General features: G+C 43.9%; 11 protein-coding genes. 8 read left to right on the forward strand and 3 right to left on the reverse strand.

Annotated features, from left to right (window positions below):
• Positions 1-263: 263 nt before the first annotated feature.
• Positions 264-1,148 (reverse strand): alpha/beta fold hydrolase, encoded by an 885-nt coding sequence (locus XZ46_RS18445; RefSeq protein WP_006624358.1) that lies wholly within the window; start codon positions 1,146-1,148, stop codon positions 264-266.
• A 141-nt stretch (positions 1,149-1,289) separates the two neighbouring features.
• On the opposite strand from XZ46_RS18445, the gene secA reads away from it, so the two are divergent.
• Positions 1,290-4,079: a preprotein translocase subunit SecA gene (gene secA, locus XZ46_RS18450; protein ID WP_006624357.1), complete on the forward strand. Its 2,790-nt coding sequence runs from the start codon at positions 1,290-1,292 to the stop codon at positions 4,077-4,079.
• Positions 4,080-4,211: 132 nt separating this feature from the next.
• Here the strand turns inward: secA and XZ46_RS18455 are convergent, their stop codons facing one another.
• Positions 4,212-4,877, reverse strand: a complete 666-nt coding sequence (locus tag XZ46_RS18455) for a cytochrome b/b6 domain-containing protein (protein WP_006624356.1) — start codon at positions 4,875-4,877, stop codon at positions 4,212-4,214.
• A 92-nt stretch (positions 4,878-4,969) separates the two neighbouring features.
• On the opposite strand from XZ46_RS18455, the gene XZ46_RS18460 reads away from it, so the two are divergent.
• Positions 4,970-5,533, forward strand: coding sequence for a hypothetical protein (locus XZ46_RS18460; RefSeq protein WP_006624355.1), 564 nt, complete (start codon positions 4,970-4,972; stop codon positions 5,531-5,533).
• 325 nt (positions 5,534-5,858) lie between these two features.
• Positions 5,859-7,079 (forward strand): AAA family ATPase, encoded by a 1,221-nt coding sequence (locus XZ46_RS18465; protein ID WP_006624354.1) that lies wholly within the window; start codon positions 5,859-5,861, stop codon positions 7,077-7,079.
• Positions 7,080-7,330: 251 nt separating this feature from the next.
• Here the strand turns inward: XZ46_RS18465 and XZ46_RS35495 are convergent, their stop codons facing one another.
• Positions 7,331-7,480, reverse strand: a complete 150-nt coding sequence (locus XZ46_RS35495) for a hypothetical protein (RefSeq protein WP_006624353.1) — start codon at positions 7,478-7,480, stop codon at positions 7,331-7,333.
• Between the two features lie 78 nt (positions 7,481-7,558).
• Here XZ46_RS35495 and XZ46_RS18470 point away from each other — a divergent pair, with 78 nt between their 5' ends.
• The 5 genes from XZ46_RS18470 to XZ46_RS18490 all read left to right on the forward strand — a co-directional run bounded on the left by XZ46_RS18470 (position 7,559) and on the right by XZ46_RS18490 (position 13,314).
• Positions 7,559-8,734, forward strand: a complete 1,176-nt coding sequence (locus tag XZ46_RS18470; RefSeq protein WP_006624352.1) for an NAD(P)/FAD-dependent oxidoreductase — start codon at positions 7,559-7,561, stop codon at positions 8,732-8,734.
• 193 nt (positions 8,735-8,927) lie between these two features.
• Entirely contained in the window at positions 8,928-10,628 is a 1,701-nt protein-coding gene (gene pyrG / locus XZ46_RS18475) for a CTP synthase (protein ID WP_048895441.1), read from the forward strand.
• Positions 10,629-10,746: 118 nt separating this feature from the next.
• Positions 10,747-11,169, forward strand: a complete 423-nt coding sequence (locus XZ46_RS18480) for a hypothetical protein (RefSeq protein ID WP_006624350.1) — start codon at positions 10,747-10,749, stop codon at positions 11,167-11,169.
• Positions 11,170-11,297: 128 nt separating this feature from the next.
• Positions 11,298-11,819, forward strand: a complete 522-nt coding sequence (locus XZ46_RS18485) for a pentapeptide repeat-containing protein (protein WP_008052469.1) — start codon at positions 11,298-11,300, stop codon at positions 11,817-11,819.
• A gap of 82 nt (positions 11,820-11,901) precedes the next feature.
• Positions 11,902-13,314, forward strand: a complete 1,413-nt coding sequence (locus XZ46_RS18490) for a sensor histidine kinase (RefSeq protein ID WP_006624348.1) — start codon at positions 11,902-11,904, stop codon at positions 13,312-13,314.
• Positions 13,315-13,354 lie beyond the last annotated feature (40 nt).

Below are 13,354 nucleotides of genomic sequence, written 5' to 3' on the forward strand. Positions count from 1 at the left end.
GAATTGTCAAGGGTTGGGGGGAAATGAGGCGCGGACGGGATGTTGAATAAAAAATCAAGCGTATAGCCATGTAACCCCCACAAGAATATGGTAACTGATGGGGAAGGGAATTGTCAAGGGTTGGGGGGAAATGAGGCGCGGACGGGATATTGAATAAAAAATCAAGCGTATAGCCATGTAACCCCCACAAGAATATGGTAACTGATGGGGAGGGGAATTGTCAAGGGTTGGGGGGAATGAGGCGGGGGCGGGGGAGAGGGTGGCTAATTGACAAATTCGAGTATTTGATTGGCGGTAATTTGTGGCTGTTCGAGGTGGGGAACATGACCGCATTTGTCAATCCAGATAAGTTTACTGTTAGGGATAGCGGTTCGGAATTTATCGGCATCTTTGGTTCCCAAGATTTTGTCATTGTTGCCCCATAAAATTAAGGTGGGTTGTTGAATAGTATTTAAGCGATCGCCAAAAGCACCATAACCGCCACTTTTGGTAAACTCAATTAAACCGCGATTCCATAATGGTGATTGTAGATGCCACGCGGCGCATAACTGAGCATCACGGGAGGCGAGGGTTTTGTCAAAATAGGCGTTTTCGCTGATACTTTGGCGAACTTTGGGTTGTCGCAGAAATTCGGTAGCGAGATAGTCGAAGGGTGGAAATAAAAACTTGCCAGCGATGGGACCTTTATTGATTCCGGCACTATCAATTAGGACGAGAGATTGTACAGCGTGGGGATGATTTAGGGTAAAGTCGATGGCTGTAGCACCTCCCATAGAAGCGCCAACTAAGATAACTGGCTGATTGATGCGGGATTGCCAGAAAGCGTAGAGATGGGCTAGGATATGAGCAGGATTAACGGTTAAATAAGGCGATCGCTGCGTAAAGCCAAAGCCCAATAGATCCACGGCCCAGGTTTCGGTGGTATTAGCTAATAGTGGTAAGAGTCGGCGAAACTCTAGGACGGAACTATCGAAACCGTGTAGGAGAAGAATGGGAGGCTGTGGGTTTCCTTGGCGGACATAGGTAGTGAGGATAGGTTGAGGGACGGCTGGGAGGGTTATGGGTTGAGCAATAATTGCTTCAGCGAGGGAGATAGAAGTCAATTCGGTGAGTGGTTCAGCCAGTGGGGGTAAATACTCAGGAAACATAAAAAGCAATGGCAATCAGTAATTATAATCTAAACCAACAGGGATGCGATCGCATTGGAAAAGATCTGGCTATGGGAGTTTCATGGTAAAGAATAAACCCTATACTAGATAGGAAAGTGTTGAGATTATCCTGTTATTGCTATGCTTAAAGCTCTGCTGGGCGATCCTAATGCCCGGAAAATCAAAAAATATCAGCCTGTAGTGACGGATGTTAATATCCTAGAGGAAGATGTGCGATCGCTCTCCGATGAAGGTCTAAAGGCAAAGACGGGGGAGTTTAAGGAGATGTTGGCGAAAGCCAAAAACCGGGAGGAAAGGGAACAAATCCTGGAGGAAATTTTACCGTTAGCGTTTGCTGTAGTCAGGGAGGCTTCCCGACGGGTGTTAGGAATGCGGCACTTTGATGTTCAGGTGCTGGGGGGTATGATTTTACATAAGGGGGAAATCGCGGAGATGAAAACGGGGGAAGGAAAAACCCTGGTTTCGACCCTCCCGGCTTATCTAAATGGGTTATCAGGTCACGGGGTGCATATTATCACGGTTAATGATTATTTAGCGCGTCGTGATGCTGAGTGGATGGGACAGGTACACCGTTTTCTGGGGTTGAGTGTGGGATTAATCCAGCAGGGAATGGGTCCAGAGGAACGGAAAAAGAACTATAGCTGTGATATTACCTACGCAACTAACAGTGAGGTTGGGTTTGACTATTTGCGGGATAATATGGCGACCTCTATGGAAGAGGTGGTGCAGCGTCCTTTCAATTATTGCATTATTGACGAAGTGGACTCGGTGCTAATTGATGAGGCGCGCACTCCGTTGATTATCTCTGGTCAGGTAGAACGTCCTAGTGAGAAGTATATGAGGGCGGCGGAGGTGGCGAAGGCGCTACAGAAGGATAAGGAACATTATGAGGTGGACGAAAAGGCGCGTAATGTTCTGCTGACGGATGAGGGTTTTGCGGCGGCGGAAGAGTTTTTGGGGGTTAAGGATTTATATGATCCTAATGACCCTTGGGCGCATTTTGTGTTTAATGCGTTGAAAGCAAAAGAATTGTTTATCAAGGATGTTAATTATATCGTTCGGGATGATGAAGTCGTTATTGTAGACGAGTTCACGGGACGGGTAATGCAGGGTCGGCGTTGGAGTGATGGCTTACATCAGGCGATCGAGGCTAAGGAAGGTGTGGAAATTCAGCCGGAAACCCAAACTTTGGCGACAATTACTTATCAAAATTTCTTTTTGCTATATCCCAAATTGTCGGGGATGACGGGGACGGCGAAAACTGAGGAGGCGGAAATTGAGAAGATTTATAATTTGCAGGTGACGGTAGTTCCGACTAACCGACCGACGGCTCGTGCGGATTTGTCGGATATGGTTTATAAAACTGAGCAGGGGAAATGGCTGGCGATCGCTACTGAATGCGCGCAAATGCACAATATGGGTAGACCTGTATTGGTGGGAACTACCAGTGTGGAAAAATCGGAGTTGCTTTCTGGTTTGTTATCACAGCAGGAGGTTCCCCATAATCTTTTGAATGCGAAGCCGGAAAATGTGGAAAGGGAATCAGAAATTGTGGCGCAGGCTGGTCGCAAAGGGGCTGTAACTATTGCTACTAACATGGCGGGGCGAGGAACTGATATTATCCTGGGGGGTAATGCTGATTATATGGCGCGGTTGAAGTTACGGGAGTATTTTATGCCCCGAATTGTGAAACCGCAAGATGAGCGAGAATTGGCTATCCCTCAAATCGGAGGGGGTCCCCGTCGTAATAAGCCCCAGGGTTTTGCTGCTGCTGATAAGCCGAAGGTTTGGAAGGTGGCGGCGGGAATTTTTCCCACGGAGTTGTCGGTAGAGACTCAAGAGAAACTGCGATCGGCGGTAGATTTTGCGGTGTCGGTTTATGGGGAACGTAGTGTTCCTGAACTTATGGCTGAGGATATCCTAGCTGTAGCCTCGGAAAAAGCTCCCACTACTGATGTGGTGGTTCAGCGGATACGGGAGGTTTATCAGGCTATTGTGGCTGAGTATGAGGTGTTTACTCATGAGGAACATGATGAGGTGGTGTCCCTGGGAGGATTGCACGTTATCGGTACAGAACGCCATGAGTCCCGTCGGGTAGATAACCAGTTGCGGGGAAGGGCTGGTCGTCAGGGAGACCCGGGTTCGACTCGCTTCTTTTTGAGTCTGGAAGATAATTTGCTACGGATTTTTGGTGGTGAACGGGTGGCGGCGATGATGACGGCTTTTCAGGTGGAGGAGGATTTACCTATTGAGTCGAAGTTGTTGACGCGATCGCTGGAAAATGCCCAGAAAAAGGTAGAAACTTATTATTATGATATCCGTAAGCAGGTGTTCGAGTACGACGAGGTAATGAATAATCAGCGTCGGGCTATTTATGCGGAACGCCGCCGGGTATTGGAAGGTCAGGATCTCAAGGAACAGGTGATTAAGTATGGCGAAAAGACGATGGATGATATCGTCGAGGCTTATATTAACCCGGATCTGCCTTCGGAAGAGTGGGATCTTGAGACTTTGGTGGCTAAGGTGAAGGAGTTTGTTTATTTGCTGAAGGATCTGACTTCTGAACAGTTGTTTGATATGACGGTTGAGGAGATTAAGACTTTCTTGTATGAACAACTGCGTAATGCCTATGATATTAAGGAGGCTCAGGTAAATCAGATTCGCCCTGGACTGATGCGTGATGCGGAAAGGTTTTTTATTCTCCAACAGATTGATACTCTGTGGCGGGAACATTTGCAGCAAATGGATGCTTTGCGGGAGTCTGTGGGTCTGCGAGGCTATGGTCAGAAAGACCCGCTGGTGGAGTATAAACGGGAGGGTTACGAACTTTTCCTGGATATGATGACGGATATTCGCCGGAATGTGATTTACTCGATGTTCCAGTTTCAGCCTCAGCCTGCGGTGGCTTAATTGGGAAATGCTCTTGACAATCTCGGAAAATAGTATATATTGGTTGTCAAGTGTGAGGAGTAAGGTTTGAAGGAAGAGGTACTTGGGGTCGAAACTCGGCCAGACTCCCAAGTGCCTTTTCCGTTTTTATAGTCAAATTCGGGGATGTTTTAGCCAGTTTCGCAAGTTACCCCACCAGAGACGGGGATGGTCGCTGGATTTGATTTGAGAATTAGCCATAGACAGCAGCAGGGGAACACCTCCAACCCGCGCCGCCATCAGAACATGAAGGGCGATCGCCACAATCATAATTGCCCAAGCTAACAGGTGGATATTATACGACAAATGGTGTGTTTCCCCTACCCTCAGCCAGTTTTCGTCCTGGAATTTCCCAGAAATGACGGCTAGTGCTAGGGCTAATAAGGCTATGGTGTTGGTGATTCGATGGAGGGTGTACCACCAGATTGGCTGTGGGGTCCGTTTGAGTTGGGCTAGGGTGTCAGGTTGGATGAGGCGTTTTTTCCCCCGACGTAGGCTGTAGTAGGTGAAGGCTAAGGCCATAAAAAATAGGAAAAATCCCCAGGTTCCATGGATGTCGATCAGGTTGCTATCTTCCGGGATTAACCAGAGAGTCCCGAAACGGCGATCGTAGCTTTCGTAAACGAGATAGCCAGTGATAATACATCCAAATACTAAAAGGCTATTTAAGCCGTGTAATAGGCGAAATAGCAAGGGCTGGTAGGGTTTGGAAGCGCTCATAATTAGGTCTTTTTGAGTTTCTTTATCAATAGTATAGCAGGGTTTTAGGATAACTTGCACAATGGGTATAATTATCCTTTGTTCTCCGTGTGATTTGGGCGAGAAAAGGAGTAATCTATAATGAGAAAGGCTATTACAATAGGGTAAATTCTGTGGTTGTCTCAAACCATGAAGTTTCGATTAATTTGAGGGTTAATCCTAAGCTATGGCAGGATTTCCAGCAACGTTGTGCGACCTATCAAATGTCCCCTGAACAGGTGTTAGTTGGGTTAATCAAAATTTATCTGGCACCTCTGGATCATCAGGTAGCGATCGCCTTTTCCTCTGGTTCAGATGGGAGAATGGATCTCGATATCAAACAAATTATTGAAGATTATTTGCAACAAAATCTGGAACCCCAAATTCGGGACATATTGCCGAATTATATAGACTCAAAAGCGAGCGATCGCGCTTCTGCACCACCGCCGCCAGCATCCCCGGCTGGTAAGTTATCAAATAAGTTATCAAAACCCTCGCCACCATCATCACGCCAACCATCACCTAAAGAAGTTGATTCTCGCTTAAAAACCGGCAAAGAATTAGCGCAAATTTTGGGAGTTTCCGCCCCATATATTACCACTTTAAACCGCCTAGGAGAACTACATAAACGGGGATGGCAAGATTCTGGTCAAAGGCGAGGAAAAACCATCTTATATGAACCCATATCGCCGCCTTAATTTTTACCCATAAATGGATAGGATTGTAGTCCCCATAGTCGCCATTCACCCCCAGCCTAGTTGGGGCGCAAACTTGTCTGACTATCAAGAGGAGAAGTGTGGAAGAATGAAAAGACAGCAGCCAGAAACAGTCCCCAGACCGAAATCAAGCATCTTTATAGTATAATCCAAGTTACAGCCTGTTCAGAAATCATCTGATCACCTCTCAAAGTCCCTCTCCCTTTCTGGGATCCAGATTTAGGGTGAGGGCAATGTATTAAGCGACTGGTGAACAAGCTGTATAACTTAGACAGACACAGACCATATCAAAGAAAAATCCATAAGAATGCTGTCAGAAATTACCTTAGAAAACTTTTTTAGTTTCCGAAAACCCACAACCATCAAGCTGAATCCTGGTGTGAATATTCTCCTAGGTATTAATGGTAGTGGCAAATCCAACTTGTTAAAGGCGATCGCTTTACTGTATGAGATTATTGCCGGGAATGGATTGGAAAAGACTTTTTTAAAAAAGTGGAGTGGCTTTGATGCCGTGGCCAATTTTAATGAGGACACCAAAGACTATATAAAACTCGGCTTTGAATTTAGCAAAGATGCAATTCACCAAAATCACAATAGAAGAGGATTCCAATTTAAAACTAATCCCATTTACGAACTCACAATCTTTAAAGCGGGGTCAACTTCATATTACTTGAAAGAAAAGCTATATTGCCGAAGTGATGATCAAGATGATTTTATCTTCATGGACATGAATAATGCCCAGGGAGTTATTTCCACTCGGGAAGAAGGAAAAGTGGGTTTTCAGAGATATCCCCAAGAAAGTCAACAGGTCAATTTTAAATCCACAGAACCCGTTTTAAGTCAGATTTCAGACCCGGAGAGATTTTATCCTATTTTCACCTTAAAAAGAGCTTTAGAAGAGGTAGCTGTCTATTATTATTTTGATACCACCTTTGAAAGTGTCATCAGACAACCTTCCAGCTATGGTACTGAAAGAAAATTGTCCCATGATGGACAAAACCTGATGACGATTATTAACAACATCAGAAATAACAATTCTCTCTGGTATGCTGAAATCGAGCAAGCCATCAAGAAAATTAACCCACATTTTAAAGACATCAATTTTAATTTTTTGGGTTCTAAATTATACTTAGTCCTTCGTGAAGATTATCTGGCTAAGTCAGTTTCTATGGAACATATCTCAGATGGAACCCTCCGCTATCTTTTGCTATTATCCATATTATTTAACCCTGAACGAGGTAACTTAGTCTGTATTGATGAGCCGGAAACAAATCTTCATCCCGACATGATTAATACCATCACAGATGCACTCAAGCAAGCATCGAAAAATACGCAAATAATCGTAACGACTCATTCACCATTGCTGCTAAATTCATTCGATATTGAGGATGTATTAATATTTGAAAAAAACCAGAAAAATGAGACAGAGGTAAATTTTAAGTCATCAGATGAGTTTGAGGACTGGCTTGATAATTTTCTGGTCGGTCAAGCATGGCTGCAAGGTCTTATAGGCGGTAAAAGATGGTAGATATTCCGTTGATATACATAAATTTGAATTACATAGAGTTAGCCAATCATAGCCATCCATTCATGTCTGTAATATACCCAAAATTCAGACAAATCATGAAATGAAGGCGGTGAGACATGATATATATTACGATTTATATAGAAGTAGTTAAAGCACAAAATAAGGCGATTTTAACTGTTCATAAGCTGTTGATGTTTATAAATTAATCGGATTACTAGACTTAAAAACTATCATGGAAGATTTCGATGAAGCTAAATGGTTGCTTGCTTATATCGATTCTCATCAGGATGAGTAACAGAATAGCCACTTTCCAAGTTATTGGGTAAGGTGATAGGTTTAGGGGGTCTGACACTGGAGCGATCGCCTATAGTAACTATGGGGTTGACCCTTTCCTGAACCATTGGGGTGGGTATGAATAATATAGTAGTGCGATCGCTATTTATGGGAAAATCTTAGGTAATCCATATAAAAATTAGACCATGAAAACTGTTGATTGGATTGTAGTTGGTGCGGGAATTGCTGGTGCTTCCCTCAGTTATGAATTAGCCAAAACCGGATTTTCCGTGATGTTAATAGATCAGTTTCCGACCCCAGAAAATGCTACGCGCTACAGTTATGGGGGACTAGCTTATTGGGGGGGTTATAATGATTTAACCTATGAATTGTGTCAACAGGGACGGAAACGCCATCAGGTTTTATCAGAGGAGTTAGGGGTTGATACACAGTTGCGGGAAGTCGATCTGGTGTTAACAGTCCCCAGAGATACTCACCCGGAAGCTATAGCCGCTAATTATCCCCCTTTTGTGACTCCTCCTAGGTGGGTGGATACTCAAACCGCTTGCGAATTAGAACCCCTACTAAACCCGGAAGAAATAGCTGGTGCGTTTACGGTGCGCCATGGTCACATTTTACCAGAGGCTCTAAACCAGGGATATATACATGGTTTCCAACGGTTAGGGGGAACTGTCAAAATTGGCATAGTTTCTGATTTAATCAGAGTGGGAAATCGGATAACTGGTGTGATTGCAGATGGGGAAAATTTATCGGCTGCTAATGTGGTGGTTTGTGCGGGTGGTATGAGTAGGGAACTGTTAAAAGCAGCGGGAATTAAAGTAAAAATACACTTTACTCATACGGAGGTTTTAGAAACCGATAAATTGCCGCCAAAATTGAGAACTGTAGTGATGTCGGCGACTATGCCCAGATTTAGGCTGGAAGCGATCGCTACTCAGCCGGAACTAGAAGAGTTGTGGGATGACCCCTATCAGGAATTAGCACCATTTATTATAGACCCTAGTGCTGTACAATTGTTAGATGGTCGTTTGAGAATCGGGCAACCTTCGCGAACTTTGAGTAATCCCAACGCGGTGATTAATCAGGCGGAAAGTGAGGCAACTATCCGAGAGGCGATCGCCAAAATTTTACCGAGTTTAGCCGATTTGCCAGCCACTTGGCATCACTGTTTAGTCGCCTTTAGCGGGGATGGTTTACCCCTGATAGGTGCGGTGCCGAATTGGTCAGGAATCCATATATTTTCAGGCTTTAGTAATCCCTTGGTATTTGTGCCACCCTTAGCCCAGCGCTATGGGGAGTATCTAGCTGGAAAAGCCGATTCTATATTTGAGCAATTATCTCCCAGTAGATTATATGTTTAAATATCGTGATACTAATGGGGTTTAATGGCTGTCAACAAATGTAGCCGGGAGGATGCTTTGGTCTAGCCCAGAGGGAAACACATTAACGAACATTAACAAAAATTAAGTGTTCAGTGTCAAGATTTAACTAGCAAGGGTTCAGTTTTATGGCAGAATAAGTGTAGTCCCAATGGGTGAGCGTTGGATCATTTTTATGGCTAAGTTTGTTTTTATTACAGGTGGGGTCGTCTCCAGTATCGGTAAGGGAATTGTGGCCGCGAGTTTAGGGCGTTTGCTAAAATCCCGTAACTATTCGGTCTCCATCCTCAAGTTAGATCCCTATATTAACGTAGATCCGGGAACTATGAGTCCGTTTCAGCATGGGGAGGTGTTTGTTACCCAAGATGGGGCAGAAACTGATTTAGACTTGGGACATTATGAAAGATTTACTGACACTTCTATGTCCCGCCTAAATAGTGTGACAGCGGGGGCGATTTATCAAGCTGTAATCAATAAAGAGAGACGGGGGGACTATCACGGGGGAACAGTCCAGGTGATCCCCCATATTACCAATGAGTGTAAGGAACGTATCCATAGGGTAGCCCAGAATACTCACTCAGATGTGGTAATTACAGAGGTGGGTGGAACCGTGGGGGATATCGAGTCTTTACCCTTTTTGGAGGCGATCCGACAATTTCGGAAAGATGTGGGCCGCAAAAATGTGGTCTATCTCCATGTTACCTTAATGCCTTTTATTAGTGCGGCGGGGGAGATGAAAACTAAGCCGACTCAACATTCTGTGAAAGAATTGCGATCAATTGGTATTCAACCAGATATTCTGGTTTGTAGATGCGATCGCCCTTTACCTATGGGGATAAAAGAGAAGATCTCCGAGTTTTGCGATGTAGAGGTAGAGAGTGTGATTACAGCCCAAGATGCTGATAGCATTTACGAAGTACCCCTAATTTTGGAAAAAGAAGGACTCGCCCAGCAAACCTTGGAACTTCTACAATTAGAACAGCGACAGCCAGATCTGAGTTCTTGGCAAACTCTTGTCGATCGCCTCTATCGTACCCAAAAAGGTGGGTTGCTGGCTACCAAACCCGCTACGGTACAAATTGCGATCGTCGGTAAATACATCCAGTTAAGCGATGCTTACCTATCCGTAGTAGAAGCCGTGCGCCATGCAGCAATTGATGTGGGAACCGAAGTCAATCTCAGATGGGTAAATTCAGAAGACCTACAAACTGATGATGTACAATCAGCCCTGAAAGAAGTTCACGGTATTATTGTACCGGGGGGATTTGGGGTGAGGGGAATTGATGGTAAAATTGCGGCGATTCGTTATGCCAGAGAACATCAAATCCCATTTTTAGGTCTATGCTTAGGGATGCAATGTTCTATTATCGAATGGGCGCGTTATTGTGCGGGACTAGCAAACGCAGATAGTGCCGAATTTGATCCCAACACCCCTAACCCGGTAATTAACTTATTACCAGAACAGCAGGATGTTGTCGATCTTGGTGGAACTATGCGTTTAGGGTTATATCCTTGTAGGTTAAAGCCTGATACCCTCGCCTCCAAACTGTACGATCAGGAAGTGGTTTATGAACGCCACCGACATCGGTATGAGTTTAATAATGCCTATCGGAGTCTGTTTTTGGAAACCGGTTATATGATCAGTGGTACATCTCCAGATGGTCGCTTGGTAGAAATTATTGAATTTCCCGAGCATCCATTTTTCATTGCTACCCAATTCCATCCTGAGTTTCAATCTCGACCTAATACTCCCCACCCCCTGTTCAAAGGGTTAATTCAAGCCGCTTGTCATTTATTAAAGAAAGACAAGACAACCACCTTGGGGTCAGAAAGTAAACCTCCGGCGGTAGTCAATAATTCCGCTGATAAGTCCTAGCAATTACCGCCCACCAATTGAATTTTATCAGTTGGTTGGGGCTGGATTTTGGTAATCTATAATGCTGCATTTTTCCTAAGACTAATTATGGCAAGAATCACAGATTTGAGGTAATCTTGTGGCGCACTGGATTAAATTGATATATGAAAGAGAAACCTATATTATCGATCTCCATAGCATCGGTGCATTTTGTTTTGGCTTAAATCATCGCCTAACCTTTTGGTTAAAAGACGGTAACTATCCTATTGTAATTAATCCAAAAACTCACCCAGAAACCTATCAAATTATTCTCGATTACATCAAAACACAAACAGCAGAAAGTCCAGAAACAGGGTTTTGGATTAAGTTTAATTATGACCGCAATGAATATATAATTGATTTGAGTCGTATCCAAGTATTTAGCTGTGATGGTACTCAGCGGATTGTATTTTGGTTGGCGAATACCCGTGAACAGGTAGTAATTAATCGCCACAGCAACCCGGGTACTTATCAAAGAATTCAAGATTATATTTATAAAACTACCGGCTATTCAATGCCATAAATCGCTAACTATAAAAAAAAGATTAAAACTTATCGGTTTTGGTGTATAGGTGTCCTACAGTGTAAAACGGCAATCGACTTTTCGGGGAAAGATTCCTGAAAAGAAATGATATCTTGAATAATTCCAAAATGCAGAAGTTAACTGATCAGGATTTATGGCGAAATTATGTTAATGGTCAACGAGATTTTGTAAAGATTGAAATAGTGAGAGCAAATTTATTTGAGGTAGATTTGCGAAATATTCAACTGGTAGCAAGTCGATTAATTAAAGTATATATGCCCTATGCTAATTTAAGTTATGCTAATTTGAGCAATACAGAGATTATTGAGAGTGAATTTGGGGATGTGAAGCTGAAGGAGGGTAATTTATCTGATGCTTGCCTATCCCATAGTAATTTTTATCGAGCTAATCTGCGCTATAGTAACTTACAGAGGGCGCAATTGTCTGATGTAAATTTACAAGCGGCGGACTTGTATAATGCGGATTTACAAGATGCTTACCTAGTCAATGTTGACCTACAGGGTGCTAACCTGGAAGGAGCCCAGATAGAAAAGGCTATATTTATTGGTTGTAACCTGTTTCGGGCTAAGGGAGTTAATCTATCTCCTGAACAATGCGATCGCACTATTGGTCCCAATGGGTTTATGTAAAGATAGTCAGATTTCATCTGACCAAGGCTCGGAATAATTTATAATCAAATGAGCGTCAAAATTCCGATCGCCATAGTATCCAGTGTCAGAGCCATTTAAAACTTACTTATCCTTTCCCCGGCTGTTAGAGGGAAATAGCCCAGACCTAGACTGGGAAGCCACTTTAGGGGATTTACCCACTTATCATTTTGGGCTCAAATCAGATAGCCTGGTGTCAGAAGTAGTCCGACAATTTCAGCGTCACGCTTTACTACCTGGGGTATTAATTTGGGAAGACATAGAATCGGAGGAACCCCAATTAGTGGGGCTACTTTCCCGACGACAATTATTAGAGTTTTTCATCCGACCTCAAGGGGGGGAAATGTTGTCAAGTCAACCCTTGGGAGTTTGTTATAGCTATGGGGGTTTCCCGATGCTGGTTTTACCGGAAACGATGACGATTTTAGAAGCGGCGCGCTATGCTAGAAGGCGATCGCCAGAACTAATTGCCGAACCAATTGTTGTAGCTCATCGAGGAAATCCAGCCATCCCCTATTCTATTTTAAATATTGACGATCTCAATATTGCCCATTGGCAAATTAGAGGTATTGAAACCCAAGTGCGTTATGAACGCACCCAGATCCAAATGATTCAGAGTGAAAAAATGAGTAACCTAGGGCGCTTGGTAGATGGTGTCGCCCACGAAATCTTAGATCCGGTGGGATTTATTTGGGGTAATCTTACCCATTTAAACGAATACGCCCAAGGGTTAATGGAGTTATTATCAGCTTATGAGAAGCATTTTCCCCAAGTGCCGCCAGAGATTGAAGCTAAACAGGAGGAGATAGACTTAGACTTTGTGCGATCGGATTTACCGCGAGTAGTTGCTAGTATTAGTGGAGGGGCCGATCGCCTAAATCGATTAGCCACCAGCTTACAGAACTTCTGCCATATTGATAATGTCCACCCCAAGCCAGCAGATTTGCAGGGGTCTTTGGATGGTATTGTCTTGTTAATCCAAAGCCAAATCAAAGGGGAAATCGAAATTATTAGGCACTACGGTCAAGTTCCGCCGATTTCCTGCTATATTGGACAGTTAAATCAGGTGTTTATGAATATTCTCACCAATGCGGTTAGCGCTCTGATTGATCGGGCGGTGAGACAGGACTGGGTAGAAGAGTTTGGGCCAGTGCATCGGGTTCAAAGAAGCGATCGCCCCCGAATTGAAATTACCATCAAGGTTAGTGCCATGACAGACGACCAAGGAGATACCCCCAGGGGGGAGTCAAATCAGGAGTCCTGGGTTTTAATTAAAATAAGTGATAATGGTCTGGGGATGTCATCGTCGCAGTTGAAAAAAATCCTGGAGTCATTCTCGGCTCATCGTCGCGCTGACAAAGAAACCAGTTTAGGGTTAAGCTATCAAATTGTCACCGCCAAACACGGAGGCAAGCTAAATCTGCGATCGCAACTGGGTGTAGGCACAGAATTTGAAATTTGGCTCCCCCTAACCTAAATCTAAATTAAACCCCCTTTGATCACCTGTAACCATCATG

This window comes from Limnospira indica PCC 8005, assembly GCF_000973065.1.
In the GTDB taxonomy this organism is placed as follows: Bacteria; Cyanobacteriota; Cyanobacteriia; order Cyanobacteriales; family Microcoleaceae; genus Limnospira; species Limnospira fusiformis.

Bases quoted from the DNA above. Each gene is read 5' to 3' on its own strand.
- XZ46_RS18445 (WP_006624358.1), bottom strand. From the start codon at position 1,148: ATGTTTCCTGAGTATTTACCCCCACTGGCTGAACCACTCACCGAATTG.
- secA (WP_006624357.1), top strand. From the start codon at position 1,290: ATGCTTAAAGCTCTGCTGGGCGATCCTAATGCCCGGAAAATCAAAAAA.
- XZ46_RS18465 (WP_006624354.1), top strand. From the start codon at position 5,859: ATGCTGTCAGAAATTACCTTAGAAAACTTTTTTAGTTTCCGAAAACCC.
- XZ46_RS35495 (WP_006624353.1), bottom strand. From the start codon at position 7,480: ATGGTTCAGGAAAGGGTCAACCCCATAGTTACTATAGGCGATCGCTCC.
- XZ46_RS18470 (WP_006624352.1), top strand. From the start codon at position 7,559: ATGAAAACTGTTGATTGGATTGTAGTTGGTGCGGGAATTGCTGGTGCT.
- pyrG (WP_048895441.1), top strand. From the start codon at position 8,928: ATGGCTAAGTTTGTTTTTATTACAGGTGGGGTCGTCTCCAGTATCGGT.
- XZ46_RS18485 (WP_008052469.1), top strand. From the start codon at position 11,298: ATGCAGAAGTTAACTGATCAGGATTTATGGCGAAATTATGTTAATGGT.